The organism is Micromonospora auratinigra, assembly GCF_900089595.1.
Lineage (GTDB): Bacteria > Actinomycetota > Actinomycetes > Mycobacteriales > Micromonosporaceae > Micromonospora > Micromonospora auratinigra.
On the sequence record NZ_LT594323.1, the window covers coordinates 6,064,278 to 6,089,571 of the forward strand.

Genomic DNA, 25,294 nt, shown 5'->3' on the forward strand with positions numbered 1-25,294 from the left:
CGATGGACGACATCACCGCCCTGATCCTCGACGACCACGCCGCCTTCCGGCGCGGCTTCGCCCGGCTCGACGACGCCCGCGACCCCGCCGAGCTGCTGGCGATCTGGGAGGCGCTCGCCCTGCACCTGGACGTGCACGCCGAGGCGGAGGAGGCGATCCTCTACCCGCACCTGGTCAAGCACGGTGACGACGGCGAGGACGAGACCGAGGACGCGATCGGCGACCACAACAAGATCCGGGACGCGATCGCCGAGTCGAAACTGCACGAGGTCGGCTCGGAGGCCTGGTGGGCGGCGGTGTGGCGGGCCCGCCGGGAGAACAGCGAGCACCTGGCCGAGGAGGAGGACGAGGCGCTGCCCGACTTCCGCCGGCACGCGGGGGTGGAGCTGCGGGCCGAGCTGGGGGCGCGCTGGTTGCGCTTCTACGGCGAGCACAAGAACGGCCGGAATCTGTCCTTCTCCGACAAGGACCCGTCCTCGTACGTCGCTGATCATCGCTGAGCGGTTCCTGGGGTTCCGGTCGACCACGACCGCACCTGAGGTGACCCACCGGGGTGACCCGCCCCGGGCTGCCTCTGTGGGTGGGGGCGGGGGATCTCCCCTTGGTGGGGGAGTCGGTGGGGCGGGGTGGGCGGGACAATGGGCGGGTGAAGGGGCCGGTCGTGGTGCGGCCGCTGGTGCGGGCGAGCACCTGGCGGCGGGCGGTGTTCCTGCTGCTCGGTGGGGTGCTCGCGCTGCCGTACGGGCTGCTCGCCGCGACCTTCGCGCAGATGCTGACCCGGGGCGAGGTGCCCCGCACGATCGTGTTCGTGCTGGTCGCGGTGGGGGCGGGCATCGCCACGGTGCCGGTCTTCCTGGGCGGCAGCCGGGCGCTGGAGATCGCCGCCGCGCGGGCCCTGCTCGACGTCGACCTGCCGGCCCCGGTGGTCGGGCAGCGGATCGACCGGGAGACCCGGCTGCGCGCCGCGCTCTGGATCGCGATGCACCTGGTCACCGGGGGCGCGGTGATGTTCGCCGCGATCAGCGCGTTGCCGATGGCGCTGGTGTTCATCGTGCACCAGTTCGGGGTGGGGCTGGGGCCGGCGTACTCCGGGGCCGGGCCGCTGGTCGAGCTGCACCCGGCGGTGGCGACGCTGACCGGCGTGGTGGTGCTGGTCGCGCTCGGCTACGCGGTGGCCGGGTTGGGCGCGCTGGCCGCGTCGATGGCCCCGGTGCTGCTCGGCCCGTCGCAGGGCGAACGGATCGCCGCGTTGGAGGCGCGCACGGTGCGGCTGGCCGAGCGGAACCGGCTGGCCCGTGAGCTGCACGACTCGGTCGGCCACGCGCTGACCGTGGCGACCCTGCAGGCCGGGGCCGGTCGGGAGCTGCTGGACAGCGACCCCGAGTTCACCCGACGGGCGCTGCGGGCCATCGAGGAGACCAGCCGCCGCGCCATGGACGACCTCGACCACGTGCTCGGGCTGCTCCGGGAGTCCGCCGGCGAGCCGGCGCCGATCGCGCCGCAGCGCACCCTGGACCAGCTCGACCGGCTGGTCGCCGACACCCGTGCCGCCGGGCTGGAGGTGCGGGCGCACGTCGACGGGGCGGTCGGGACGTTGCCCGCCGCGGTCTCCCGGGAGGGCTACCGGATCGTGCAGGAGGGACTGACCAACGCGGCCCGGCACGGTCGGGGGCCGGTGACGGTACGGGTGGACGTACCCCGCGACGGGTCCCGTCCCGGCCTGGAGATCGAGCTGGTCAACGGGGTACGGGGCCGGACCGCGCCGCGCCCCGGGGGCGGTCGTGGGCTGACCGGCATGCGGGAGCGGGTGCTGCTGCTCGGCGGCCGGCTCGACGCCGGCGCGGACGGCGGACAGTGGCGGGTACGGGCGTCGCTGCCGGTGCCGAGGGGAGAGTCCGGATGACCATCGACGTGCTGATCGTCGACGACGACGAGCTGATCCGCGTCGGCCTGCGGGCGATCGTGGACGCCCAACCCGACCTGCGGGTGGTGGGTGAGGCCGGGGACGGCGCGGAGGTGCCGCCGCTGGTGGCGAAGCTGCGACCCCGGGTGGTGCTGATGGACGTCCGGATGCCGGCGATCGACGGCATCCAGGCGACCCGGCGGCTGCTCGCCACCTCCGCCGACCCGCCCCGGGTCCTGGTGATCACCACCTTCGCCAACGACGAGTACGTCTACGACGCGCTGCGCGCCGGCGCCAGCGGCTTCCTGCTCAAACGGGCCCGCCCGGCCGAGGTGGTGGAGGCGATCCGGGTGGTGGCGGCCGGTGAGTCGCTGCTCTTCCCGGCGGCGATCCGCCAGCTCGTCGGCGTGTACGGCAGCCGGGGCGGCGACGGGCTGCGCGCGGCGCGGCTCACCGACCGGGAGGCCGAGGTGCTGCGCCTGATGGCGACCGGGCTGTCCAACACCGAGATCGCCGAGCAGTTGGTCGTCGGCGTGGAGACGGTGAAGACGCACGTCGGCAACGTGTTGGCCAAGCTGGGGGTGCGGGACCGCACCCAGGCGGTGATCGCCGCGTACGAGTCGGGGTTCGTGGTGCCGACCGGCTGAGCGGTCCCACGGCCGGGGGAGGAGGTCCCCGCCCCGGCGGGAGGGCCGGCGGGCCCGGCCGGTCGAGGGTGGAACCATGACGACGACATCGATCCGCCACTGGACCGCCCCGCTGGCCGCCGGCTGGCTCGGGCTGGGCGCCGTGGTCGCCCTGGTCGGCACGCTCACCGGCCGCGGCTACCCGTTCGGGGCCAACGACGCGCACGGCGACGCGAGCCTGCTGCGGCTGCTGCCGGTGCGCTACGGGCCCCCGGTCTTCGCCGTGGTGCTGCTCGGCGCGGCGGTGGTCGCGCTCGCCACCGTGGGCACCACCCGGTCGTCCCGCCCGCTGCGCGCCCTGCTGCTCGGGTACGGCTGGACGGCAGCCGTCCTGCTGGCCGTGGTGGTGCCCGACATCCGGGTGCTGGTGATCCTCGGCTACCTGCCGATGCTGATCGGTGGCCTGCCGTTCGGCTGGCCGCCCGTCGACTACGCCCAGCTCGTCGACTGGACGTTGGGCGCCAAGGTCGCCGCGCTGGTCGCCGGGCTGCTGCTCGCCGCCGCCGTGCTGGCCTGGCAGCGGCGTACCGCCGGGGCCTGCCCGGCGTGCGGCCGCGACGGCACGGACGCCGGCTGGACCACCCCGGCCGCCGCCGCCCGCTGGGGACGCTGGGCGGCGTGGACCGCGGCGGGCATCCCCCTGGTGTACGCGGCCACCCGGTTCGCCTGGGCGCTGGGCGTGCCGCTCGGCATCTCCCGGGAGTTCCTCACCGAGATGCAGGAGTCCGGGCTGGTCTGGGCCGGGGCCGGACTCGCCGCCTTCGCCACCGTCGGCGCGGTGCTCACCCTCGGTCTGGTCCAGCGCTGGGGCGAGGTCTTCCCCAGGTGGCTGCCGGGGCTGGCCGGGCGGCGGGTGCCGCCGCGCCTCGCCGTCGTCCCGGCCGGCCTGGTGGCGGTCGCGGTGACCGCCGGGTGCCTCGGTGAACTCACCGCGCCGGAGTTCTGGCGGATCATGGGTGGCTTCAGCGCGGCGGTCGCCCCGATGGTGCTCTGGCCGCTCTGGGGGCCGGCGCTGGGCGCGGCGACGCTGGCGTACCACCTCCGCCGGCGCGGGACGTGCGCCGACTGCGGGCGACCCGGGCCGGGGCCGGTCGCGCCGATCGTGCGGGCCGGGCCGGGGCCGGTCGCGCCGGTCGTGCCGGCCCGGTGATCCGGAAGCGGGCGGGACGTCGTCCGGGCGAGATAGCGTGGGTCGGGTGACCGCTCCCCACGAGGTTTCCCCGGTCCCGCCCGCCGACCTGCCGGGCACGCTCGGCGCGCTGCGGGCCACCGGCCACCACTACCGCACCGTCAAGCAGGAGATCCGCGACAATCTGCTCGCCCGGATGCGCTCCGGCGAGGACCGTTTCCCCGGCATCGTCGGCTACGACGACACGGTGCTGCCCGAGGTCGAGCGGGCCCTGCTCGCCGGCCACGACATGGTGCTGCTGGGCGAGCGCGGCCAGGGCAAGACCCGGCTGATCCGCTCGCTGGGCGCGCTGCTCGACGAGTGGACCCCGGTGATCCCCGGCTCGGTGCTGAACGAGCACCCGATGCACCCGCTCACCCCCGCCTCGGTGGCGCTGGTCGCCGAGCGCGGCGACGAGCTGCCGATCGGCTGGCTGCACCGCTCGATGCGGTACGGCGAGAAGCTGGCCACCCCGGACACCAGCGTCGGTGACCTGATCGGTGACGTCGACCCGATCCGGCTCGCCCAGGGCCGCACCCTGGGTGACCCGGAGACCATCCACTTCGGGCTCGTACCCCGTACCAACCGGGGGGTCTTCGCCGTCAACGAGCTGCCCGACCTGGCCGAACGCATCCAGGTGGCGCTGCTCAACGTGCTGGAGGAGCGGGACATCCAGGTGCGCGGCTACCAGCTGCGGCTGCCGCTGGACCTGCTCCTGGTGGCCAGCGCCAACCCGGAGGACTACACCAACCGGGGCCGGATCATCACGCCGCTCAAGGACCGCTTCGGCGCGGAGATCCGTACCCACTACCCGGTCGACCTCGACCTGGAGCTGGCGCTGATCCGGCAGGAGGCCGACCTGGTCGCCGCCGTGCCGGAGCACGTGCTGGAGGTGCTCGCCCGCTTCGCCCGGGCGGTCCGGGAGTCGCCGTCGGTGGATCCGCGCTCCGGTGTCTCCGCCCGGTTCGCCATCGCCGCGGCGGAGACCGTCGCGGCGGCCGCGCTGCGCCGTTCCGGCCTGCTCGCCGCCGCCTCCCGCGAGGCGCCGGTGGCCCGGGTCGGGGACGCCGCCTCGGTGACCTCGACGCTGCGCGGGAAGGTGGAGTTCGAGAGCGGCGAGGAGGGGCGGGAGATCGAGATCCTGGGGCACCTGCTGCGGACCGCCACCGCCGAGACGTTCCGGGGCCGGCTGGCCGGGCTGGACCTGTCCGGCTTCACCACCCTGGTCGCCGAGGGCGGTGTGATCGAGACCGGGGAGCTGGTCTCCTCCGCCGAGCTGCTGCGCCAGGTCGGCACGGTGCCGGGGCTGGCCAAGGTGCTGGACCGGCTGGGCCTGGGGGACGCGCCCACCTCCGAGGAGGCCGCCGCCGGGGTGGAGTTCGTCCTCGAAGGGCTGCACCTGACCCGCCGGCTCGGCAAGGACGTCACCGAGTCCGGGCGGACCGTCTACGGCGGCCGGGGCTGAGGCGTGACCGGCAACCGGTTCCGGTACGGGCAGTGGCGGGGCGGCCCCGATCCGCTCGCCCCGCCGTACGACGTGCGGGCCGCCGTGGACGCGGTCGGCGCGGAGGTGCTGGCGGGCGGCAGTCTCCGGGAGGCGCTGCGGGACCTGCTGCGCCGGGGCCCGCAGGGGCGCGGCGGCCTCGACGAGCTGGCCGCCCGGGCCCGGCGGATGCGTCGGGACGCGCTGCGCCGGGGCGACCTGGACGGGGCGGTGACCCGGGCCCGGGCGCTGCTCGACCAGGCCCTGGCCGCCGAGCGGGAGGAGCTGCGCGGCCGCGACGGCGACGAGGCCCGGTTCGCCGAGGCCGTGCTGGACAACCTGCCGCGTTCCACCGCCCGCGCGGTGGAGGAACTCTCCGGGTACGACTGGGTCAGCGCCGAGGCCCGGGCCGACTACCAGCGGATCCTCGACGGGTTGCGGGGCGAGGTGCTCCAGCAGCGGTTCGCCGGGCTGCGCGACGCGGCGCGGGCCGCCGGCGACCCGGCCGCCCAGCGGCAGCTCGCCGAGATGATGCGCGACCTCAACGACCTGCTCGACCGGCACGCCCGCTCGGAGGACACCACCGACGCGTTCGCCGAGTTCATGCGCCGGCACGGCGAGTTCTTCCCGGAGCAGCCGAAGGACGTGGACGAACTCGTCGACGTGCTGGCCCGGCGGGCCGCCGCCGGGGAACGGCTGATGCGGTCGCTGTCGGACCGGCAGCGCGAGGAGCTGGCCGGGCTGATGCGCCAGTCGCTCGGGGACAGCCTGTCCGGGGAGCTGTCCCGGCTCGACGGTCACCTGCGGGCGTTCCGCCCCGAGCTCGGCTGGCAGCGTGGCGAGCGGATCCGCGGCGAGCAGCCGCTCGGGTACGGCGAGGCGACCGGGGCGCTCGGCGAGATCGCCGACCTGGACGAGCTGCTGGACTCGCTCGACCAGGACCAGCCGGGCGCCACCCTGGACGACGTGGACGTCGAGGCGGTGGCCCGGACGCTGGGCCGGGACGCCGCCGACGACGTACGCCGGTTGCAGGAGTTGGAGCGGGAGCTGCGCCGGCAGGGCTGGGTGAGCCGGGACGCGGACGGCCTGACGCTGAGCCCGAAGGCGTTGCGCCGGCTCGCCGGCACCGCCCTGCGGCGGGTCTTCGCCGACCTGACCGCCGGCCCGCGCGGCCAGCACGACCTGCGCTCGGCCGGGGCGGCCGGCGAGGTGAGCGGCGCGTCCCGCCAGTGGGAGTACGGCGACGAGCAACCCCTCGACGTGGTGCGCACCCTCACCCGCGCGGTACGCCGGGCCGGCCCCTCGGTGCCGCTCCAGCTCGCCGTCGAGGACTTCGAGGTGGTGGAGACCGAACGGCGGGCGTCGGCGGCGGTGGCGCTCTGCGTCGACCTGTCGTACTCGATGATCTCGCAGGGTCGGTGGGGGCCGATGAAGCAGACGGCGCTGGCGTTGTCGCACCTGATAGCGACCCGGTTCCCGCAGGACGCGCTGGAGATCGTCGGCTTCGGCCTGGAGGCCAGCACGCTGACCCAGCAGGAGTTGGCGGCGGTCGAGCCGGACATGCGGCAGGGCACCAACCTCCAGCACGCGCTCCGGTTGGCCGGGCGGCACCTGCGCCGGCACCCGGGGGCCGAGCCGGTGGTGCTGGTCGTCACCGACGGCGAACCCACCGCGCACCTGGACGCGGAGGACGGCGAGGCGTACTTCCACTGGCCGCCGCTGCCCGAGACCATCGAGGCGACCGTGCGGGAGGTGGACAAGCTGACCCGGTACGGGGCGACGCTGAACCTGTTCATGCTCGGTGACGACCCGGGGCTGCGCCGGTTCGTGGACGCGGTGGCCCGGCGGTCGAAGGGCCGGATGTTCACCCCCGACCTGGACGACCTCGGCGAGTACGTGGTTTCCGACTACCTCCGCGCCCGCCACGGCCGCCGCTGACCTCCCACCGATCCCGGCACGCCTCGGCCCTCGCGGGTGGGCGCCCCGTCGTCGTCTCCGCCGGCCGGCGCCCTGGTGTCCGATCGGCGTTCTTTGTCAGGTTTCGTCCCTGCCTCGCGGCTGGGGCGTCAGCCGTCGGTGGAACGTCATTGCTGTCTCAGCCCTCGTTGGACCTCCATGGCGTTCCACTCACCGCCGTTGCCGCCCGTGCCCTGCGGGATCTTGGGACGGATCGGCCCTCCCGGGGCGGTTCAGCACCGGGATCCGTGCGCGGGTGGGGCGGCTGTCGTGATCAGGCACGGATGTCCGGTTCGTGGGTGTGGTCGGGGGCACCGTGGGGGCGGAATGGTGGCGGGGGTGGGGTCGTTGTATCCGGGTGAACGGCCGAGCAGGACCCGCCCCGCCCGACGGGGTGGCCCCGCCGGGGAATGACGGTGGACCGCCGGTCGTTACATCTGGTCCCGGCGTCGCGAAGAGGCCCCCGCCCCGCGAGCTGCCGGATCCCCCCGAGACTTTCTTGAGCGCCTGACGTGGTGCTTGCGCACACCCCCCCGTGTGCGTCGACCCCCGAATGGAGCTTTTCCCATGAACACGATCATTCGTAAGAGCGTGCTCGGTGTTGCTGGTCTGGCGTTCGTTGGTGGTGTGTTCGGTGGTCCGCTCGCGGCCCACGCCGATGCCCCGGTCAAGGACGCGAAGCCCGTCGCCGTGGTGCAGAGCGCGGACAAGCCGGAGATGGGCAAGTTGATCCCGCACGGTGTGCAGGGCGCGCAGTCGAAGATTGATCTGAACGCCGAGCAGACCGCCAACGTCAAGGCGATCATCGCGGCGACGAAGAAGGCGGGTCTGCCGGAGCGGGCCGCGGTGATCTCGATCGCCACCGCGCTGCAGGAGTCGAAGCTGGAGAACCTGGGTCACCTGGGCGACAAGAACGACCACGACTCGCTGGGCCTGTTCCAGCAGCGCCCCTCCAGTGGTTGGGGCAGCCCGGAGCAGATCACGGACCCGGAGTACGCGACGCTGGCGTTCGAGAAGGGTCTGAAGCAGGTCGACGGGTGGCAGGACATGCCGCTGACCGAGGCCGCCCAGACCGTCCAGGTCTCGGCCTACCCGGACGCGTACGCGCAGTGGGAGCAGCAGGCCGCCGACCTCGTCGCCCAGCACTGGAACAGCTGACCATCACAAAACGCCGCCGGCCGGCACCCCGGACACGGGGTGCCGGCCGGCGGCGTCTGTGCACCCGGACGGGACCGGCGACACGACCCCGTGTGGGTGAACCCGACCGGGTAGGCGCGGCGCGGTCGCCCTGGGCGAGGGTTGGATGCGGGGATGGACGACGTGGACGCCGCCGCGCTGCGGCGGGCGTACGAGGCGGTGTTCGCCGAGGTGGACGCGGGCGGGTTCGGCCCACCCGAGGAGGGTGAGCTGGGCGCCGACCAGATCGTGGCGCACCTGGCGGCCAACGACGAGCTGATGAGCGAGGCGACCGAGGCGGTGCTGGCCGGTTCGCCGTTCGCGTACTACGACCTGGAGACCATCCACCGGCCGCAACTGGACGCGCTGGTCTCCGAGTGTGGCGGGCTGGACGGGCTGGCCGCCCTGCTCCGGGCCACCAGCCAGAAGCTCTGCGCGCTCGCCGACCGGCTCGGCCCGGCCGCCGAGACCCCGGTCGACACCGTGCTGCGCGAGGGCTTCGACCTGGACGTCGACGACTCGCTGCCCTGGGGCCGGGTGCTGGACCTGCACACCCGCGTGCACCTGCCGATGCACCTCGCGCAGCTGCGCGCGCTCCGCCGCCAGCCCCACCTCGCCTGACCCGCGCAGGTCGGCCACCGGCGGGAGAGCCACGGCCTGACCCGCGCAGGTCGGCCACCGGCGGGAGAGCAGCGTGGGCGCGTCAGTGCGGCGTCGCCTCGGTGCGCCGGAAGGTGCGCCGGTAGGCGGTGGGGGCGACGCCGACCCGGTGGTGGAAGTGCTGGCGCAGGGCGGCGGTGGTGCCGAAGCCGGTGTGCCGGGCGACCTGGTCGACGCTCAGGTCGGTGGTCTCCAGCAGCAGCCGGGCGTGGTCGGTGCGCTGCTGGAGCAGCCACTGCGCCGGGCTCAGCCCCGTCTCCGAGCGGAAGTGCCGGGTGAAGGTGCGCACGCTCATCCGGGCGTGGGCGGCCAGGTCGCGCAGGGCGACCGGCTCGTGCAGCCGTTCCCGGGCCCACTCCCGGGTGGCGGCGGTGCCCGCCTCGGCGGCCCGGGGGACCGGCCGCTCGATGTACTGGGCCTGGCCGCCGTCGCGCCAGGGTGGCACCACGCAGCGGCGGGCCGCCCGGTTGGCCACCGCGCTGCCGTGGTCGGTGCGGATCACGTGCAGGCAGAGGTCGATGCCGGCGGCCACCCCGGCCGAGGTGAGCACGGTGCCGTCGTCCCGGAAGAGCACCTCGGGGTCGAGGTCCACGCCGGGGTGCAGCCGGCGGAACCGGTCCGCGTACGCCCAGTGGGTGGTGGCCGGGCGGCCGTCGAGCAGGCCGGCGGCGGCCAGCACGAACGCGCCGGTGCAGATCGACATGATCCGCGCGCCGCGCCGGTGGGCGGCCCGCAGCGCCGCCGCGACCTCGGGGTCGAGGGTGCCGTCGGTCATCGCCGGGCCGCCGTGCACGCCGGGTACGACCACCGTGTCGGCCCGGTCGAGCAGTTCCAGCCCGTGCTCGGGCAGGACCTGGAAGCCGGCGCTGCTGCGGACCGGCCGGCCGCCGGGGGTGCAGGTGTCGACGGCGTACAGGGGCGTCCCGTCCTCGGTGCGGGCGCTGCCGAAGACCTGGGCGGGGGTGCCCAGGTCGAGGCCGACCACGTCGTCGAGGGCGAGCACCGCGATCCGGTGCGGTGTCGAGGTCATGGCCCGATTATTGCGCATGCTGGCTTTCCGGCCACTCGTCGGGACGGCCGCCATCCCCGGAGACTCGGAGGGTGATCCGACACCGTCTCCATCCGGCCTGGCTCGTGGCCGGCGTCGCCTTCGTCGCGCTGGTCGGCGCGGCCGGCTTCCGCGCCACCCCCGGGGTGCTGCTGCACCCGCTGCACGCCGAGTTCGGCTGGCCGCTCGCCACCATCTCGGCCGCCGTCTCGGTCAACCTCCTGCTGTACGGGTTGACCGCGCCGTTCGCCGCCGCGCTGATGGACCGGTTCGGCATCCGCCGGGTGGTCTGCGCCGCGCTGGTGCTGGTGGCCCTCGGCAGCGGGCTGACCGTGTGGATGCGCGCGAGCTGGCAGCTGATCCTCTGCTGGGGCGTCCTGGTCGGGCTGGGCACCGGCTCGATGGCGCTGGCCTTCGTGGCGACGGTGACCGGGCGCTGGTTCGTCCGCCGCCGGGGCCTGGTCACCGGCGTGCTGACCGCCGGCGGGGCGGCCGGGCAGCTGGTCTTCCTGCCGCTGCTCGCCGTGCTGGTCCGCGACCACGGCTGGCGGGTGGCGGCGCTGGTGGTGGCCGGGGCGGCGCTGGCGGTCGTACCCCTGGTGGGGTGGCTGCTGCGCGAGTACCCGGCGGATCTGGGGCTGCCCGCCTACGGGGCGACCGAGGTGGTCCGGCCGCCGGTCACCGGTGGGGCGGCGGCGCGGGCGGTCGGCGCGCTGGCCGCCGCCGCGCGGACCCGGCAGTTCTGGCTGCTCGCCGGCGGTTTCGCGATCTGCGGCGCGACCACCAACGGGCTGGTCGGCACCCACTTCGTGCCGGCCGCGCACGACCACGGCATGGCCGAGACCACCGCCGCCGGCCTGCTCGCCCTGGTCGGGATCTTCGACATCGCCGGCTCGGTGGCCTCGGGCTGGCTGACCGACCGGGTGGACGCCCGGCTCCTGCTCGGCGCCTACTACGCGCTGCGCGGGGCCTCGCTGCTGGTGCTGCCCAGCCTGTTCGCCGGTACGGCCCGACCGAGCATGCTGGTCTTCATCGTCTTCTACGGCCTGGACTGGGTGGCCACCGTGCCGCCCACGGTGGCGCTGTGCCGGGAGTGGTTCGGCGAGTCCGGCGCGGTGGTCTTCGGCTGGGTCTTCGCCGCCCACCAGTTCGGCGCGGCGCTCGCCGCGACCGCCGCCGGGCTGGTCCGGGACCGGTTGGGCGACTACGCCCCGGCCTGGTACGTGGCGGGCGCGCTGTCGATCGGCGCGGCCGGGCTCTCCCTGCTGCTGCGCCGGCGCGCCGTGCAGCCGGTGGTCGTGCTCCCGGTGGCGGTGCCCCGTCGGGCGTGGAGCTACCGGGGCTGACTCAGCCGGCGCTCCACTGCTGCTCGGGCGCGCCGGAGCAGGGGGCCTGCACCAGCTTCGTGCCGGGCTGGGTGCCGGCCCCCTCGGCCTGGGCGCACTTGCCGCTGTGCACGGCGACCAGCAGCACCGATCCCGGGCCGGCGGGCTGGGCCCGCCACTGCTGGTGCGGCTGCCCGGTGCAGGGCGCCTGCTGGAGCTTCGCGCCGTCGTCGCCGCTGCCGCCCTCGACCTCCAGGCACTGGCCGTAGGCGGCGACGGTGAGCACCACCGCGTCGGGGGCGAGCTGGCTCGCCGTCCACTGCTGTTCCGGGCCGCCGGTGCAGGGCGCGAGCTGCGCCTTCGCCTGCTGCTGGTCGCTCTCCAGGCCGAGGCAGAGCCCCGACGGGACCGACTTGAACGCCTTGGCCGGGTTCGCCGGGGCGGCCGGGGTGGTCGGCGCGGCGCTGGGCGTCGGCGCGGCCTCCGTGGTGGGGGCGGCCTCCGTCGTGGGCGGCGGCGCGGTGCCGGGCGCGGCGGTGACCGCGGCGGCCGGCACCACCGGCCGGTCGCCGCCACCGCCGAGCACGCCGGTGGCGAAGAAGGCCCCCAGCAGTACGCCCACCAGGGCGACGCCCAGCGCGATCCGCATCAGCGGGTCCTGCGGGAGGCCGGGCCGCCCGGGACGGCGGGCACCGTAGACGGTGCCGGGCGGGTCGGTGTGCGGATCGGCCATAGGGGCATCCTGACCCACCGCGACCGCCGATGGCCAGTCGCCTCGACGGAGCGTGCTCAGTCGAGGACCTGCACGTCCTTCCAGAAGGCCACCCGGTCGCGGACCATGTCGGCGTCCGGCTTGGGCTCCGGGTAGTACCAGACCGCGTCCGCGCTGGTCCGGCCGTCGTGTTCCAGGGTGTAGTAGGAGGCGGTGCCCTTCCACGGGCAGACCGTGTGGGTGTCGGACTCGCGGATCAGGTCGTCGCGCAGCGCCGCGCGGGGGAAGTAGTGGTTACCCTCGACCACCACGGTGTCGTCGCTCTCGGCGACGATCAGGTCGTTCCAGACGGCTTTCGGCATGTCCCCACGCTATGCCGCCGTGGCCGGGCCGGCCACCGGTCAGCGTGCCGGCTCCGGGTCGGTGACGTCGGCGACGGTGGCGGCGAGTCGCGCGAGCGCCGCGTCCGCGTCGATTGCCACGGCCGTCCCGTGCTCGCCCGCGCCCAGCGTGATCTCCCGCCCGCGCAGCCGTTCGTCGGCGACCACCGGCCAGGCGGTGTGCGCGCCGAACGGGGTGATGGTGCCGCGCGCGTAGCCGGTGGCGGCCTTCGCCGCCGCCGCGTCCGGCATGGACAGCCGGCTCACCCCGAGCAGGGCCCGCAGCTTCGGCCAGGAGATCACCCGGTCGCCGGGGGTGAGCACGAAGAGGTGGTCGTCCGCGCCCCGGCGCACCACGATCGTCTTGACCACGTCGGGCACCGCCACGCCGCGCGCCCGGGCCGCCTCGGCGAGGCTGCCGACCGGCCCGTGCCGGATCACCCGGTACGGCAGGCCGGCGGCGTCGAGGGCGGCGAGCGCGGGGGTGGACATGCCCGCCACGGTAACCCGGCCGTCGCCGGCACGACCCCGAACCGCCACTGTGGTCGTCCCCCCAATTGTCTGGTCCGGGGCTTAAGGTGATCTCATGCACGCTGTCCGTGATCATGAACGGGCGGTGGACACGCTCCGGCGCTCGTACGCCGCAGTGCCCGCCGGGGAGCCCGTACGGCTGGCCAAGCAGACCTCCAACCTGTTCCGCCCCCGCTCGGCGCCCCGCGCCCCGGGGCTGGACGTGAGCGGCCTGACCGGGGTGCTCGCGGTCGACCCGACCGCCCGCACCGCCGACGTGCAGGGCATGTGCACCTACGAGGACCTGGTCGACGCGACCCTGCCGCACGGGCTGATGCCGCTGGTGGTGCCGCAGCTGCGCACGATCACCCTGGGCGGCGCGGTGACCGGGCTGGGCATCGAGTCCACCTCGTTCCGCAACGGGCTGCCGCACGAGTCGGTGCTGGAGATGGACCTGCTCACCGGCTCCGGCGAGATCGTCACCGCCCGCCCGCAGGGGGAGCACGCGGAGCTGTTCCGCGCCTTCCCCAACTCGCTGGGCAGCCTGGGCTACGCGACCCGGCTGCGCATCGAGCTGCAACCGGTCCGCCGGTACGTGGCGCTGCGCAACGTCCGCTTCACCCGGCTGGAGGAGTTGACCGAGGCGATCGGCGAGGTGGTCGCCAAGGGCTCCTGGGCGGGCGACCCGGTCGACGCGATGGACGGGGTGATGTTCAGCCCCGGCGAGGCGTACCTGGTCCTCGGCACGTTCACCGACGACGCGCCGCAGCGGCCGAGCGACTACACCGGTCAGGACATCTACTACCGCTCGCTGCGCCGCCGCACCCGCGACGTGCTCACCGCGTACGACTATCTCTGGCGCTGGGACACCGACTGGTTCTGGTGCTCGGCCGCGTTCGGGGTGCAGCACCCGGTGGTCCGCCGGCTCTGGCCGCAGCGCTACCGGCGCAGCGACTTCTACCACCGGCTGGTCCGGCTGGAGCACCGCCACCAGGTGGCGGCCCGGGTGGACCGCTGGCGGGGCCGCCCGGCCCGGGAGCGGGTGGTGCAGGACGTGGAGATCCCGCTCGACGGCACGCCCGACTTCCTGCGCTGGTTCGCCCGCGACGTCGGCATGAACCCGGTCTGGCTCTGCCCGTTGCGGCTGCGCGACCCGGCCGGCCCGGGATCCGCGCGGGCCTGGCCGCTATATCCGCTGCAACCGGGCGAAACGTATGTGAACATCGGCTTCTGGGGGAGTGTGCCGATCGGCGAGGACGCCGCGGACGGTGACGTCAACCGGGCGATCGAGCACGCGGTGTCGCAGGCGGGCGGGCACAAGTCGCTCTACTCCGACGCCTACTACGAACGGGACGAGTTCGACCGGCTCTACGGCGGTGCGGTGTGGCGCGCCGTGCGGGACCGGTACGACCCGGACCACCGGCTCACGGGACTCTACGAAAAGGCGGTGGCACGACAGTGAGCTTGATCGACCGTGAACAGGGGGCGACCGGCGCCCCGTCCGGACCGCCGGCGGGGGGCCGGCGGAGCGGCCCGACCGTCGCCGACGTGGTCCGCGCGGTGACCAGCGGCACCCTGCCCGTCCGGGTCACCGGGTACGACGGCAGCGCGGTCGGCCCGGCCGACGCCGGGATCACCCTGGAGATCCGCTCCGAGCGGGGCCTGTCCTACCTGCTCACCGCCCCGGGCGACCTGGGCATGGCGCGCGCGTACGTGAGCGGTGACCTGGGCCTGGAAGGGGTGCACCCGGGCGACCCGTACGAGGCGTTGCAGGTGCTCAAGGACGAGATGCCGTTGCGGCTGCCGCCGGTGGCCGAGGCGCTGGCCCTGGTGAAGGGGCTGGGTTGGGAGCGGCTGTTGCCGCCGCCGCCCCCGCCGCAGGAGGCCGCGCCGCGCTGGAAGCGGGTGATGAACGGCCTGCGCCACTCCCGTACCCGCGACAGCACCGCGATCTCGCACCACTACGACGTCTCCAACGCCTTCTACGAGAAGGTGCTCGGCCCGTCGATGACGTACACCTGCGCGGTCTTCCGCACTCCGGACGACACGCTGGAGGAGGCGCAGCGGGCCAAGTACGACCTGGTCGCCGGCAAGCTGGCGCTGGAGCCGGGGATGCGGCTGCTCGACGTCGGCTGCGGCTGGGGCGGGATGGTCCGGCACGCGGCCCGGGAGTACGGCGTGAAGGCGCTGGGCGTCACCCTCTCCCGGGAGCAGGCGCAGTGGGCGCAGGCGGCGATCGAGCGGGAAGGGCTCGGCGACCTGGCCGAGGTGCGTCACCTGGACTACCGGGACGCGCCGCGGGAGCAGTTCGACGCGATCTCGTCGATCGGCCTGACCGAGCACATCGGGGTGCGCAACTACCCGGCCTACTTCGGCGCGCTGCGCAGCCGGCTCAAGCCGGGCGGGCGGCTGCTCAACCACTGCATCACCCGGGCGGACAACCGCGCCCCGCACCGCTCCGGCGCGTTCATCGACCGGTACGTCTTCCCGGACGGCGAGCTGGCCGGGCCGGGCCGGCTGATCAGCGAGATCCACGACGCCGGGTTCGAGGTGCACCACGAGGAGAACCTGCGCCAGCACTACGCGCTGACCCTGGCCGGCTGGTGCCGCAACCTGGTCGAGCACTGGGACTTCTGCGTCAATGAGGTCGGTCCGGGCACCGCCCGGGTGTGGGGCCTCTACATGGCCGGTTCCCGGATGGCCTTCGAGCGCAACGGCATCCAGTTGCACCAGGTGCTCGCCACCCACAACGGGCCGCAGGGGGTCAACGGCTACCCGCTGCGCCCCGACTGGACGCCCTGACCAGATCCGTACGCCACGAGAGGCCGCGCGTTCCGCGCGGCCTCTCGTCGTCGTGTGATCGGTGAGGTCGGGCAGTCAACCTTCGGGCCGGGGCGGTCGTCCTTGGTGACGACGAAAGGAGAGCCGGTGTGGCGGAACAGACGCTTCGAAGGGCTGGACGTCCTCGTCGCGCAGCGCGGCAGTGCGCTGCTCGCGACGGCGGTGCTGCTGACCGGTAGCCGGACCGCCGGGGAGGACCTGGTGCAGGCGGCGCTGGAACGACTGATGCGCAACTGGAGTCGGGTGCACGGCGACAAGGAGGGATACCTGCGCCGCACGCTCTACCACCTGGCGGTGGACCGCTGGCGACTGCGCCGACGCCGACCCGAGGTGTTGGCCGAGGTCGAGCCGCCGACCCAGGACGACGGCACCGACGCGCTGCACCTGCGGCAGGCGCTGATCCAGGCGTTGGCGCTGCTGCCGCCCCGGCAGCGGGCCGTGCTGGTGCTGCGTCACTGGGAGCAGTGCAGCGAGGCGGAGGCCGCCGAGCTGCTCGGCTGCTCGGTCGGCACCGTTAAGTCGTCGGCCTCCCGGGGGCTGACCCGGCTGCGTCAACTCACCGCCGACTGGGCGCTCGAAGGCGCCGGCACGAAGGGAGCAGGACGATGAGCAGCGAGGTGGCGGAGGAGCTGGCCGCCGGCATGCGCGAGCGGACCGACGGGCTGGCGCTCGGTCGGGACGTGCTGGGTGAGGCGACCCGGCGGCACCGGCGGCGTACCGTCCTGCACCGCTCGGCGTACGCGGTGGGGGTGTTCGGGGTGGCCGGGGTGGTGGCCGTCGGGGTGGGTGCGCCGGCCGGCACCGGCGGCGCGCCGGCCGGCCGGGGTGGGGCGTCCGCGCCGGTCGCGGCCGGTCCCTCGGCGACGGTCGCCGACACGCCGCGGCTGCGGCTGGCGGCTGCCGCGACGGCCAGCGGGAACGTCAGCTACCGGTTGAGGATCACCACCACGGTGCGGGGTGGTTCGGGGACGTCGTCCGCGCCGTCGGACGACTCGTGGGTCACCGAGGGCGCCTTCGACCCGGCCACCGACACCGGCTTCTGGGACTCGCCGTGGGAGGGGAAGCTGCGTCCCTCGGTGGTGTCGGGCTGGTCGGCGGAGAAGCTGGTCGGCGGGGTCCGCTACCGGGCCGGGATCGACGGCAGCGACCGGAGCGGCCGGAAGCTCGCCTGGATGCGCGAGGAGGGCCGCCACGACCACCTCGACCTCGACACGGCGATGGGAGGCGGCCTGGGTGCCTCCGGGAACCCGGAGGAGCTGTTCCGGGTGCTGGGTCAGGCCGGCGGCACGGTGACCGAGCGGGGGCCCGGGGTCTACCACTTCGTCCTCGCGGTGGCGCAGCCGTCCGACAAGGTCCTGGCGGACCGGTTCGTGGGTGAGGTGCGGGTCGGGGCGGACCACCGGATCTCACGGGTCTCCTACGACCGGACGAGCAGGCCGGCGCGGAGCGAGCGACCCTGGCATCTGGCGGTGCTGGTCGAGTTCTCCCACTACGGCGAGCCGGTGACCGTGCGGCCGCCCGAACACCTGGTCGGCTAGGCACGACGACAGGCCGCGCGGGATCGCGCGGCCTGTCGTCGAACCAATTGACAAACAGATTTTGTACGTACAAACTGATTTTGCCATGAGAGACGTCCTGTACCTGGAAGAGCGCGAGCAGGCGGAGACCCTGCTCAAGCCGCACCGCGTCGAGGTGCTGCGGCAGCTCGCCGAGCCCCGCACCTGCACCGAGGTCGCCGCCCGGCTCGACCAGACCCCGCAGCGGGTCTACTACCACGTCAAGCAGCTCGTCGCCGCCGGGCTGGTCGAGCAGGTCGCCGCCCGCCAGGTGCGCGGCATCAGCGAGGGCATCTACCAGGCCGCCGCCCGCTCCTACTGGCTCTCGCCCCGGCTCATCGGGCGGATCGGGGACGCCCGGCGGGTCCGCGACGAGCTGAGCCTCGGCCACCTGCTCGACCTGATGGAAGAGGTCCAGGCCGACGTCGCCGCGCTCGACCGCACCGCGCCCGAGCTGCCCTCGATCGGCGTCTCCGGCGAGATCCGGGTGCCTCCCGAGCGGCGGCAGGAGTTCCTGCACGACCTGCAGTCGACGCTGCGGGACCTGTTCACCCGCTACGGCGGCGCCGAGGGGGACGCCTTCAAGCTCGCCGTGGCCTGCTACCCGAGAGGCGACAACCATGAGTGACCTGCTGACCTACCGCGCCCGGCTCGCCGCGCCGGCCGACGCCGTGCGGCACGCGCTGACCGATCCCGCCGCGCTGCGCGTCTGGTTCGCCGAGCACGTCGACGTCGAGCTGCCACACCGGTTCGCGTTCTGGGGCCGCTACACCCCGGAGGGCGACGCCCCGCACCAGCGCCTGCTGCACGCCGACGAGCGGATACTGCGCTTCGCCTGGCTGCTCGACGGGGTGGAGACGACCAGCGAGATCGAGCTGACCCCGGCGGGGGAGAGCACCGAGCTGACCCTGCGGCAGAGCCACTTCGTCTTCGCCGAGGCGATGGACGGCAGCAGCATCCGGGGCGTGCTGCAGACCTTCTGGGCGCTCTCGATCGCCAACCTGAACGCCTGGCTGGAGGGGCGGCCGCTGCTGCCGCGCACCGACTTCACCTCCGCCGACCTGCGCGGTGAGCTGCTCATCGACGCCCCGGTGGAACGGGTGTGGGAGTCGCTGACCGACTCGGCGCAGGCCAGCGCCTGGTTCGGGTACCCGATCGGGATCGAGCCCTGGGTCGGCGGCCGGTACGCGATGGGCGGCTTCGAGACCGGGTACGCGGCCAAGGTGGTCGACCTGACGCCGGGGCGGGCGATGTCCGTCGACTGGGGACAGGTCGGCGTCAGCACCTGGGAGCTCGCCGAGTCCGACGGGAAGACCCGGCTGACCGTCGTGCAGAGCGGTTTCGACGAGGGCAACCCGCCGTACGCGTCCTGGTGCGGGTCGGTGGCCGGCCTGTCCGAGCTGCGCCGCTACCACGAGCTGCCCGACTGGCAGCCGATCTGGCTCTCGGTCGAGATGCCCGCGAGCGCCTGACGGTCGCCCCGCCTCCCGGTGGCCGGCACCGGGAGGCGGGGCGGCACGGATCAGAGGTACGGCCGGGTGATCAGCTCGATGGCGTGGCCGGCCGGGTCCTTGAAGTAGACGCCCCGACCACCGTGTTCGTCGTTGATCTCGCCGGGGCGGCGCATCTGCGGGTCGGCCCAGTGCGTGACGCCCCGCTCGCGCAGCCGCGCGTACACCCGGTCGAACAGGTCGTCGTCGATCAGCAGGGCGTAGTGCTGCATCTGGATCTCCACCGGCGGCTCGGCGAACTGGAGCAGGGTGCCGTCGTCGAGCTGGATGTTGGTGAACGGCCCCCAGGACGGTGCTTCCGGCAGTTCGAGCAGCTCCCGGAAGAACCGGGCGGACTCCTGGCGGTCCTTGGCGGCGATGATGGTGTGGTTGAAGCTGACAGGCATGCGGTTGACCTCGCTGGTGCGTTGACGCGACAGGGACTCGTGGGTGGCGAGTCGTCGCGGCGGGCCGCGTGCCGAGGTGGGGGGACGCCGGGCGGGCGTCCGGCGGCGGATCAGCCGGCCACCGGGTCGCCGATCCGTGCGTGGCGAGATGCCGGTCCGGTGTTCACGCCCCGATCCTAGCGAGGCGGGCACGGCGGCGACACACCGGCTTTCCACAGGAAGGGCCCATGCCGGTCCCAGCTCCCCGCGCGACGGTGGGAGCGTCACCGGAACGAGGAGGATCCCATGACCGCCCTCATCGACCTGTCCGCGCCCACCGTCGCCGTGCTCGGGGACGCCACCCAGGTCACCGGGCTCTCCCGCCGGCTGCCGCCCGCCTGGCGGGTGCTGCACACCCCGGACGTCGAGTACGTCCGGCCCGGCGAGCTGGCGCTGCTGATCAGCCCCGGGCCGGCCGAGGTCGCCCGGATCCGCCGCCGGCTGCCGGCCGGCTGCGCCCTGGCGGTGCTGGTGGACCGGGCCGCCTCCGCCGCCACCATCGCCGACGTGCTCCAGGCCGGCGCCGAGGTCTGCGTCCGGGCCGGCTCGACCACCGTCCTCGCCGGGCACCTCGTCGCCTGCCACCGCCGCCGTACCCGCCCGGCGGCTGCGCAGGTCAGTCCGGGCGAGACGGTGAGGACGGTGCGCGCTGGGTGAACCGGCCCGGCGGGACCGCGGCGGTCACCCGCCCCGGCATGCGGCCACCCCGCTCAGCCGGCGAGCTGGGCGGCGCGGCGGAGCAGGGCGCGGCGTTCCGGGGTGGAGCGGACCGCGTCGGCGGCGACCCGGAACAGCGCGGCGGCGCGTACCGGGTCACCGGAGCGGGCGGTCAGTTCGGCCTCGGCGGCCAGCGCGGGCGGGTAGCCGTCCAGCGCCCCGCCGGAGCGGGCCTCGGCCAGCAGCGCCAGCCCGTGCCCCGGCCCGTACGCGTAGCCGTGCGCCACCGCCCGGTTGAGCCGCACCACCGGGGTCGGGTGCAGCCGGAGCAACTCGTCGTAGCAGTGCGCGATCGTGGGCCAGTCGGTGTCGGCCGCCGTCGGGGCGGTGGCGTGGCAGGCGGCGACCCGGGCCTGGAGGGCGTACGGGCCGCCGCCGGCACGCGTCAGCAGGGCGACGCCCTCGGCCACCGCGGTGGTGTCCCAGCGGGAGCGGTCCTGTTCGTCGAGGGTGAGCAGGTCACCGTCGGCGTCGCGGCGGGCGGCCCGGCGGGAGTGGTGCAGCAGGAACAGGGCGAGCAGCCCGGCCGGCTCCGGCTCGTCGGGCAGCAGCGCGTGCAACAGCCGGGCCAACCGGACCGCCTCGGTGGCGAAGGCGGGTTCGCCGTCGGCGTCGTACCCCCTGGTGAAGAGCAGGTAGAGCACGGCCAGCACGCCCGGCAGCCGCTCGAGGAGCGCGGGCCCGGTCGGCACCCGGTAGGGGACGCCGGCCGCGGCGATGCGCGCCTTGGCCCGGGTGATCCGGCGGGTCATGGTCGACTCGCTGACCAGGAAGGCCCGGGCGATGTCGGCGGTGGGCACGCCCGCCACGGTGCGCAGGGTCAACGCGACCCGGGCCTCCGGCGACATCGCCGGATGGCAGCAGGTGAAGATGAGCCGCAGCCGGTCGTCCACCACGTCTCCTCCCTCGGGCGTCGGCTCCGGATCGGTGAGCAGCGCCAGGTCGCGCAGCTTGCGGCGTTCCACGGTGGCCCGGCGCAGCACGTCCACCGCCCGGTTGCGGGCGACCGTCATCAGCCAACCGCCCGGATTGCCCGGCACCCCGTCGCGGGGCCACCGGTGCAGCGCGGCGGCCAGCGCGTCCTGGGCGCAGTCCTCGGCGAGGGTCCAGTCACCGGTGACGCGGATCAGGGCGGCGACGATCCGCGGGTACGCGTCGGCACCCGCCTCGGCCACCGCCCCGGCCACGTCGTCCATCCGGTGTCAGTCCACCAGCGGGCGCAGTTCGAGCCGCCCCCCGTACGCCATCGGGTGGGCGCGGGCGATCTCGACCGCCTCGTCCAGGTCGGCGCACTCCAGCAGGTCGAAGCCCACGATCACCTCCTTGGTCTCGGCGAACGGCCCGTCGGTGAGCAGCAGCTCGCCGTCGCGTACCCGCACCGTGGTGGCCGCCGACGGCGGGGCGAACACGCTGCCCGTCACCCGCTGGCCGTTGGCGTCCCGCTCGGCCACCCACTGCTCGATGTCCGGGGCGGCCGTCGGGTCGCGGTCCGGCTCGGTGTCGGTGCAGACCAGCATCATGTACTTCATCGTTTCTCTCCTCCGGTCGTGCCTTCAGTCAGCCTGACGAACGCGGACCGCGCATCCGGACCGCCGGGGGCGAAAAAAATCGTGGGTGTGGTGGGGCGTCCCGCTGGGTACTGCCGGGCGATGTTCTTCATCTTCGGGCTCCGGACCAAGGTCACCCGGTCCGGTGTCGTCACCCGGGTGTGCCGCCACTGCGGCAACCAGGCGGCGCAGGTCATCACCCGGCGGGCCACGAAGTTCAGTCTCTTCTTCGTGCCGCTCATCCCGGTGCGGACCCGCTGGACCCAGCAGTGCACCTTCTGCGGCGCCGAGTACGACATCTCCCGGGCCGAGGCCGAGCGCCTCCCGGTCGGCTGACCATGGCGCGCTTCCTCTGCTGGCTGATCGGCCGCCAGCCGGTCAGCCCGCCGCCCGCCCCGGTGCACACCGTCTCCCGGCCGCCCTGCACCCCCGGCCGCCGGTACCGCCGGCGCAGCCGGCCGCTCGCGGGCGCCGAGTCGCCCCGGTCCCCCTGGAACCGTTCCGCCGGCCGCTGACCCCGCACCCGGATGTGGCTGGCCTCGACGCGCGGGTGCTGACATGATCGACCGCATGACCGACCGTCGAAAGGGCGATGCCGCGTAGGCGCCCGCAGGACCTGCGCCGGCCCCACCGGCCACTGGGTCCTCCCATGCGTCGTCGCCTGCGCGGCGTCACCGCCCGTACCCGGGCAGCCGTCCGCCGGGTGGAGGACGCGCACTACTGGCCGGACGCGGTGTACGAGGCCCTGAACGGGTACGCCTGGGTCCTGCACGCACCCGGGCGCTGGCTGAACGGGCCGCAGGACCTGAGTCCCGGCATCGAGCCGGAGGACCATCGGGAACTGCTCGACGAGGTGCTGGACCGGCTGCCGCCCGCCGCCCGGCGGGACCTCGGCCGGATCGTGGACCGGCTGGACCGGGAGTTCCACCGCCGTACGGTACCGGTGCCGTGGCCGGTGACCGACCGGGGACGCGGCCGCGGCTGGTGGTGGTGTCGGCTGCGGGAACTCTGACCGGCGGCCGCAGGCGGCTATCGTGGCCTGTCGTGACAGACACCGCGCACCGGCTGGCCGCGATCCGGGGTGACCGCCCGGCCCGGCGGCACAATGCCCGGACCATCGCCGCGTTGACCGGCAACCCCGGCTGCACCCGGCGGGCCGTGCTGGACAGCGCCGGGGTGGACAAGCCGGAGCTGGCCGAGCGGATCGGCTTCCCGACCCGGTTCGGCCAGTCGCGTTTCGCCATCACCCGGGGCAACGCCTTCGAGGCGCAGGTGAAGGCCGACGGCGGGGCGGAGCTGCTGCGGCTGGTCGCGGAGCGGCTGGGCGTACCGGTGCCGGCCGCGGCGAGCTGGACGGACCTGGGCGCGGACGAGGACCGCCCGGAGCGGTCGAGGGCGGCGCTGACCGCCGACGGCGACGAGGCGGCGCTCTTCGACCACCCGCTGCTGGGCCTGGACGTGGCCGGCCGGCGGGTGCACCTGGAACCGGACCTGGTGGCCGCCCGGCTGGGCGGCCGGTTCCACGTCGTGGAGATCAAGTCGTTCCCGGTGATCGACGGGCAGGCCGATCCGGCGAAGGTCGCCGCCGCCGCCATCCAGTCGGCCGTCTACGTGCTGGCCCTGCGCGAGCTGTTCACCGCCGCGGGCCGTGATCCGGAGCTGGTCTCGCCCCAGGTGGTGCTGGTCTGCCCGCGCGACTTCACCAACCAGCCGACCGCCAGCCTGCTCGACGTGCGCCGGCAGCTGCTGGTGCTGCGCCGCCAGCTCGACCGGATGGCCCGGATCGACGACCTGCTGGCCGGGGTGCCGGCCGACTTCACCGCCGACCCGGAAGCCGAGCCGGCGACGTTGCGGGCCGCGCTGTCCACCGTCCCGGCCCGCTACGCGCCGGACTGCCTGGCCACCTGCGAGCTGGCCTACTTCTGCCGGCACGAGGCGCGCGGCCAGACCGCCGTGCTGGGCCGGCCGGTGCGCGAGGCGCTCGGCGGCATCGCCGAGGTCGACGAGGTGCTGGCCCTCGCCGCGGGCGATCGCACGCCGGACCCGGAGCAGGCGGAGGCCGCCGCGCTGCTGCGCGCCGCCGCCCGGCTGCGCGCCGACGCGCTCGCCGGACACCCCGCGTGAGTACGCTGCGCGCGCTGACGAAGGCGCAGGCACTCGCCGCCGGGGTGGCCCAGCCGGTGGCCACCGTGCGGCACCTGCACCTGTCGGACCGGCCGCTGGTGCTGGTGCCGCTGACCATGGCCGGTGAGGCCAACGCCCCGCTGGCCGCCCTGGTCGGCGCGGCGCCGGACGAGGCACGACTGCTGGTGGTGCCGCAGCCGCGCGACCGGGAACAGCGGTTGGCCTTCGCCGTCGAGCTGGCCGGGATCGTGCTGCCGTACCTGGACGGGTTCCGGGGTGTCACCGAGGCGGTGCCGGTGGACCGGGGTCGCGACGTGCGCCACCGCTACGTCGACGCCCCGCAGCTCGTGGTGCCGAACCCGGGCGGGATCACCTTCCTGCGGCTGCTGGGCCGCGCGCTGCGCTTCCGGCGGCCGGACGGCGAGTACCCGGTGCACCCGTCGGTGCCGCTGCTGGGCCGCTGGCTGACCTTCTTCGCCGAGCGCGCCGAGCAGCCCGGCTCCGCGGCGCTGGTGGGGTTGACCGACGCGCTGACGCTGCACTGGGCGACCGGGCAGAGCGTGGTGGAGGACCTGCACCTGCCGGCGCTGCTCGGCTGGATCGACCCGCCGCCCGGGCTGACCGGCGCGCAGGCGGCGGCCCGCGCGGAGGACCCCGGGCGGTGCCCGCCCGCCGGGCCGGCGACCGACCCGGACTTCGACAACCACCGGCTCGCCCCGGCGATGGCCCGGTACGCGGACACCGAGGCGGATCCGGTGGCGCGCGCCGAGGCGTACGCGGCGCTGGCGGACCTGCTGCGCGACCAGCTCACGCCCACCTGGGAGCTGGTCTGGCGCGGGCTGGGGCTGCTGCGCGCGGTGCCGCCCGGGGCCCGGGTGGCCGGCCGCTGGGACGGCGACCGGGACGCCTTCACCGGCTACGCCGAGCACGTGGACGCCGGTGGCGGGCCGCAGCCGCGCCGGGACGGGGCGGTGGCCGCGGCGGTCCGGCTGCACCGGCTGGAACGGGCGCTCACCTCGTACGCGGTGCAGCGCGCCTACGACGACCCGCTGGTGATGGCGGAGCACCGGTTGACCGGGGAGGCGTTCGTCGGCGAGGTGACGCTGGCCGATCCGAAGCGGGTCGACGACAGCGGCAAGCGGCCGGTGCTGCGCCCGCGGATCCAGGTGGTCACCACCGAGCCGGTGCTGGTGCCGGTGGGCGCGGCGTTGTACTCGCCGGCCCGGCCGGGGCAGAAGGCGAAGGTGGTCTTCGTGACGCCCGGCGCGGACGGCAAGACCGAGGTGGTGCTGGAGCTGTCCGGCGGGATGGGGCGGGGCCTGACCGCGCCGCCCGGCACGGTCCCGGAGGTGGGGGAGCGGCTCTGCCTCACCACGCTCTCCGACGCGTACCTGCCGGCGGGCGCGTTCCCGGCCCCGGAGGAGACCCCGTGGACGCACGGCGGCCCGCCGGTCGACCCGGTGGAGGGCGGTCCGCGCTAGCGGCGGCGTCGACTTCCCGACTGTGCCGTTGTGCCCGGTCGGGGCGGGGTCGAGGCTGGCCGTACCTCTTCTCGGGCGGGCGGAC

The 25,294-nt window shown here is 74.9% G+C and carries 28 protein-coding genes; 21 read left to right on the forward strand and 7 right to left on the reverse strand.

Going from position 1 to position 25,294, the window contains the following annotated elements:
* Window positions 1-2: 2 nt before the first annotated feature.
* From GA0070611_RS27675 to GA0070611_RS27710, 8 genes are all read left to right on the forward strand, one after another.
* On the forward strand, window positions 3-500 hold the full coding sequence (locus GA0070611_RS27675; RefSeq protein ID WP_091673530.1) for a hemerythrin domain-containing protein: 498 nt from the start codon (window positions 3-5) through the stop codon (window positions 498-500).
* Window positions 501-646: 146 nt separating this feature from the next.
* The gene (locus GA0070611_RS27680) at window positions 647-1,903 is read left to right on the forward strand and encodes a sensor histidine kinase (RefSeq protein ID WP_197675808.1); all 1,257 of its coding nucleotides are present in this window, start codon (window positions 647-649) and stop codon (window positions 1,901-1,903) included.
* Window positions 1,900-2,550, forward strand: coding sequence for a response regulator (locus GA0070611_RS27685; RefSeq protein ID WP_091670838.1), 651 nt, complete (start codon window positions 1,900-1,902; stop codon window positions 2,548-2,550). Before GA0070611_RS27680 ends, GA0070611_RS27685 begins: the two co-directional genes overlap by 4 nt.
* A gap of 76 nt (window positions 2,551-2,626) precedes the next feature.
* Complete coding sequence (locus tag GA0070611_RS27690; RefSeq protein ID WP_231921242.1) at window positions 2,627-3,739, forward strand: hypothetical protein; 1,113 nt, start codon at window positions 2,627-2,629, stop codon at window positions 3,737-3,739.
* 37 nt (window positions 3,740-3,776) lie between these two features.
* A complete protein-coding gene (locus tag GA0070611_RS27695) occupies window positions 3,777-5,222 on the forward strand; it encodes a magnesium chelatase (protein WP_091670842.1) in 1,446 nt (481 codons plus the stop codon).
* A gap of 3 nt (window positions 5,223-5,225) precedes the next feature.
* Window positions 5,226-7,178, forward strand: a complete 1,953-nt coding sequence (locus GA0070611_RS27700; RefSeq protein WP_091670845.1) for a vWA domain-containing protein — start codon at window positions 5,226-5,228, stop codon at window positions 7,176-7,178.
* 585 nt (window positions 7,179-7,763) lie between these two features.
* Window positions 7,764-8,354, forward strand: a complete 591-nt coding sequence (locus GA0070611_RS27705; protein ID WP_091670849.1) for a hypothetical protein — start codon at window positions 7,764-7,766, stop codon at window positions 8,352-8,354.
* 162 nt (window positions 8,355-8,516) lie between these two features.
* Window positions 8,517-8,993 carry a hypothetical protein gene (locus GA0070611_RS27710; RefSeq protein ID WP_091673535.1) on the forward strand — a complete coding sequence of 159 codons (477 nt, stop codon included), beginning with the start codon at window positions 8,517-8,519 and terminating at the stop codon, window positions 8,991-8,993.
* A gap of 82 nt (window positions 8,994-9,075) precedes the next feature.
* On the opposite strand, the gene GA0070611_RS27715 is transcribed toward GA0070611_RS27710, so the two are convergent.
* The gene (locus tag GA0070611_RS27715; protein WP_091670852.1) at window positions 9,076-10,080 is read right to left on the reverse strand and encodes a GlxA family transcriptional regulator; all 1,005 of its coding nucleotides are present in this window, start codon (window positions 10,078-10,080) and stop codon (window positions 9,076-9,078) included.
* Window positions 10,081-10,133: 53 nt separating this feature from the next.
* Between GA0070611_RS27715 and GA0070611_RS27720 the strand changes: the two genes are divergently transcribed.
* The gene (locus GA0070611_RS27720; RefSeq protein WP_091670855.1) at window positions 10,134-11,426 is read left to right on the forward strand and encodes an MFS transporter; all 1,293 of its coding nucleotides are present in this window, start codon (window positions 10,134-10,136) and stop codon (window positions 11,424-11,426) included.
* A gap of 1 nt (window position 11,427) precedes the next feature.
* Here the strand turns inward: GA0070611_RS27720 and GA0070611_RS27725 are convergent, their stop codons facing one another.
* The 3 genes from GA0070611_RS27725 to GA0070611_RS27735 are packed head-to-tail and all read right to left on the reverse strand — an operon-like array spanning window position 11,428 to window position 12,989.
* Window positions 11,428-12,138: an RICIN domain-containing protein gene (locus GA0070611_RS27725; protein ID WP_091670858.1), complete on the reverse strand. Its 711-nt coding sequence runs from the start codon at window positions 12,136-12,138 to the stop codon at window positions 11,428-11,430.
* A 56-nt stretch (window positions 12,139-12,194) separates the two neighbouring features.
* Window positions 12,195-12,479 (reverse strand): DUF427 domain-containing protein, encoded by a 285-nt coding sequence (locus GA0070611_RS27730; protein ID WP_091670861.1) that lies wholly within the window; start codon window positions 12,477-12,479, stop codon window positions 12,195-12,197.
* A gap of 39 nt (window positions 12,480-12,518) precedes the next feature.
* The gene (locus GA0070611_RS27735; RefSeq protein ID WP_091670864.1) at window positions 12,519-12,989 is read right to left on the reverse strand and encodes an aminoacyl-tRNA deacylase; all 471 of its coding nucleotides are present in this window, start codon (window positions 12,987-12,989) and stop codon (window positions 12,519-12,521) included.
* Window positions 12,990-13,083: 94 nt separating this feature from the next.
* Between GA0070611_RS27735 and GA0070611_RS27740 the strand changes: the two genes are divergently transcribed.
* The 6 genes from GA0070611_RS27740 to GA0070611_RS27765 all read left to right on the forward strand — a co-directional run bounded on the left by GA0070611_RS27740 (window position 13,084) and on the right by GA0070611_RS27765 (window position 18,876).
* Window positions 13,084-14,469 (forward strand): FAD-binding oxidoreductase, encoded by a 1,386-nt coding sequence (locus tag GA0070611_RS27740; RefSeq protein WP_091670867.1) that lies wholly within the window; start codon window positions 13,084-13,086, stop codon window positions 14,467-14,469.
* The gene (locus GA0070611_RS27745) at window positions 14,466-15,809 is read left to right on the forward strand and encodes a class I SAM-dependent methyltransferase (protein ID WP_091670872.1); all 1,344 of its coding nucleotides are present in this window, start codon (window positions 14,466-14,468) and stop codon (window positions 15,807-15,809) included. The genes GA0070611_RS27740 and GA0070611_RS27745 overlap by 4 nt, the downstream gene beginning before the upstream one ends.
* A gap of 126 nt (window positions 15,810-15,935) precedes the next feature.
* Window positions 15,936-16,457 (forward strand): SigE family RNA polymerase sigma factor, encoded by a 522-nt coding sequence (locus GA0070611_RS27750; protein ID WP_231921243.1) that lies wholly within the window; start codon window positions 15,936-15,938, stop codon window positions 16,455-16,457.
* Entirely contained in the window at window positions 16,454-17,386 is a 933-nt protein-coding gene (locus GA0070611_RS27755; RefSeq protein ID WP_091670875.1) for a hypothetical protein, read from the forward strand. The genes GA0070611_RS27750 and GA0070611_RS27755 overlap by 4 nt, the downstream gene beginning before the upstream one ends.
* An 85-nt stretch (window positions 17,387-17,471) precedes the next feature.
* The gene (locus GA0070611_RS27760; RefSeq protein ID WP_091670878.1) at window positions 17,472-18,032 is read left to right on the forward strand and encodes a winged helix-turn-helix domain-containing protein; all 561 of its coding nucleotides are present in this window, start codon (window positions 17,472-17,474) and stop codon (window positions 18,030-18,032) included.
* Window positions 18,025-18,876: an SRPBCC family protein gene (locus GA0070611_RS27765; RefSeq protein WP_091670882.1), complete on the forward strand. Its 852-nt coding sequence runs from the start codon at window positions 18,025-18,027 to the stop codon at window positions 18,874-18,876. The genes GA0070611_RS27760 and GA0070611_RS27765 overlap by 8 nt, the downstream gene beginning before the upstream one ends.
* A gap of 50 nt (window positions 18,877-18,926) precedes the next feature.
* Here the strand turns inward: GA0070611_RS27765 and GA0070611_RS27770 are convergent, their stop codons facing one another.
* Window positions 18,927-19,301, reverse strand: a complete 375-nt coding sequence (locus GA0070611_RS27770) for a VOC family protein (RefSeq protein ID WP_091670885.1) — start codon at window positions 19,299-19,301, stop codon at window positions 18,927-18,929.
* A gap of 285 nt (window positions 19,302-19,586) precedes the next feature.
* Here GA0070611_RS27770 and GA0070611_RS27775 point away from each other — a divergent pair, with 285 nt between their 5' ends.
* Window positions 19,587-19,997, forward strand: a complete 411-nt coding sequence (locus tag GA0070611_RS27775) for a hypothetical protein (protein ID WP_091670888.1) — start codon at window positions 19,587-19,589, stop codon at window positions 19,995-19,997.
* 53 nt (window positions 19,998-20,050) lie between these two features.
* On the opposite strand, the gene GA0070611_RS27780 is transcribed toward GA0070611_RS27775, so the two are convergent.
* Together GA0070611_RS27780 and GA0070611_RS27785 are read right to left on the reverse strand one after the other, a co-directional pair.
* Window positions 20,051-21,253, reverse strand: coding sequence for an RNA polymerase sigma factor (locus tag GA0070611_RS27780; RefSeq protein ID WP_091670891.1), 1,203 nt, complete (start codon window positions 21,251-21,253; stop codon window positions 20,051-20,053).
* Between the two features lie 6 nt (window positions 21,254-21,259).
* Complete coding sequence (locus GA0070611_RS27785; protein ID WP_091670894.1) at window positions 21,260-21,586, reverse strand: YciI family protein; 327 nt, start codon at window positions 21,584-21,586, stop codon at window positions 21,260-21,262.
* 90 nt (window positions 21,587-21,676) lie between these two features.
* On the opposite strand from GA0070611_RS27785, the gene GA0070611_RS27790 reads away from it, so the two are divergent.
* The 5 genes from GA0070611_RS27790 (at window position 21,677) to GA0070611_RS27805 (ending at window position 25,209) form a co-directional block, all read left to right on the forward strand.
* Window positions 21,677-21,940: a zinc-ribbon domain-containing protein gene (locus tag GA0070611_RS27790; protein ID WP_231921244.1), complete on the forward strand. Its 264-nt coding sequence runs from the start codon at window positions 21,677-21,679 to the stop codon at window positions 21,938-21,940.
* Between the two features lie 2 nt (window positions 21,941-21,942).
* Window positions 21,943-22,119: a hypothetical protein gene (locus GA0070611_RS31200; RefSeq protein ID WP_157740401.1), complete on the forward strand. Its 177-nt coding sequence runs from the start codon at window positions 21,943-21,945 to the stop codon at window positions 22,117-22,119.
* 134 nt (window positions 22,120-22,253) lie between these two features.
* Window positions 22,254-22,616 (forward strand): hypothetical protein, encoded by a 363-nt coding sequence (locus GA0070611_RS27795; RefSeq protein ID WP_197675809.1) that lies wholly within the window; start codon window positions 22,254-22,256, stop codon window positions 22,614-22,616.
* A gap of 32 nt (window positions 22,617-22,648) precedes the next feature.
* Entirely contained in the window at window positions 22,649-23,728 is a 1,080-nt protein-coding gene (locus tag GA0070611_RS27800) for a hypothetical protein (protein ID WP_091670902.1), read from the forward strand.
* Window positions 23,725-25,209 carry a hypothetical protein gene (locus GA0070611_RS27805; protein WP_091670906.1) on the forward strand — a complete coding sequence of 495 codons (1,485 nt, stop codon included), beginning with the start codon at window positions 23,725-23,727 and terminating at the stop codon, window positions 25,207-25,209. Before GA0070611_RS27800 ends, GA0070611_RS27805 begins: the two co-directional genes overlap by 4 nt.
* Window positions 25,210-25,294 lie beyond the last annotated feature (85 nt).

Bases quoted from the DNA above. Each gene is read 5' to 3' on its own strand.
- GA0070611_RS27675 (WP_091673530.1), top strand. From the start codon at position 3: ATGGACGACATCACCGCCCTGATCCTCGACGACCACGCCGCCTTCCGG.
- GA0070611_RS27685 (WP_091670838.1), top strand. From the start codon at position 1,900: ATGACCATCGACGTGCTGATCGTCGACGACGACGAGCTGATCCGCGTC.
- GA0070611_RS27690 (WP_231921242.1), top strand. From the start codon at position 2,627: ATGACGACGACATCGATCCGCCACTGGACCGCCCCGCTGGCCGCCGGC.
- GA0070611_RS27705 (WP_091670849.1), top strand. From the start codon at position 7,764: ATGAACACGATCATTCGTAAGAGCGTGCTCGGTGTTGCTGGTCTGGCG.
- GA0070611_RS27715 (WP_091670852.1), bottom strand. From the start codon at position 10,080: ATGCGCAATAATCGGGCCATGACCTCGACACCGCACCGGATCGCGGTG.
- GA0070611_RS27725 (WP_091670858.1), bottom strand. From the start codon at position 12,138: ATGGCCGATCCGCACACCGACCCGCCCGGCACCGTCTACGGTGCCCGC.
- GA0070611_RS27730 (WP_091670861.1), bottom strand. From the start codon at position 12,479: ATGCCGAAAGCCGTCTGGAACGACCTGATCGTCGCCGAGAGCGACGAC.
- GA0070611_RS27735 (WP_091670864.1), bottom strand. From the start codon at position 12,989: ATGTCCACCCCCGCGCTCGCCGCCCTCGACGCCGCCGGCCTGCCGTAC.
- GA0070611_RS27740 (WP_091670867.1), top strand. From the start codon at position 13,084: ATGCACGCTGTCCGTGATCATGAACGGGCGGTGGACACGCTCCGGCGC.
- GA0070611_RS27755 (WP_091670875.1), top strand. From the start codon at position 16,454: ATGAGCAGCGAGGTGGCGGAGGAGCTGGCCGCCGGCATGCGCGAGCGG.
- GA0070611_RS27760 (WP_091670878.1), top strand. From the start codon at position 17,472: ATGAGAGACGTCCTGTACCTGGAAGAGCGCGAGCAGGCGGAGACCCTG.
- GA0070611_RS27765 (WP_091670882.1), top strand. From the start codon at position 18,025: ATGAGTGACCTGCTGACCTACCGCGCCCGGCTCGCCGCGCCGGCCGAC.
- GA0070611_RS27770 (WP_091670885.1), bottom strand. From the start codon at position 19,301: ATGCCTGTCAGCTTCAACCACACCATCATCGCCGCCAAGGACCGCCAG.
- GA0070611_RS27775 (WP_091670888.1), top strand. From the start codon at position 19,587: ATGACCGCCCTCATCGACCTGTCCGCGCCCACCGTCGCCGTGCTCGGG.
- GA0070611_RS27780 (WP_091670891.1), bottom strand. From the start codon at position 21,253: ATGGACGACGTGGCCGGGGCGGTGGCCGAGGCGGGTGCCGACGCGTAC.
- GA0070611_RS27785 (WP_091670894.1), bottom strand. From the start codon at position 21,586: ATGAAGTACATGATGCTGGTCTGCACCGACACCGAGCCGGACCGCGAC.
- GA0070611_RS31200 (WP_157740401.1), top strand. From the start codon at position 21,943: ATGGCGCGCTTCCTCTGCTGGCTGATCGGCCGCCAGCCGGTCAGCCCG.
- GA0070611_RS27795 (WP_197675809.1), top strand. From the start codon at position 22,254: ATGCGTCGTCGCCTGCGCGGCGTCACCGCCCGTACCCGGGCAGCCGTC.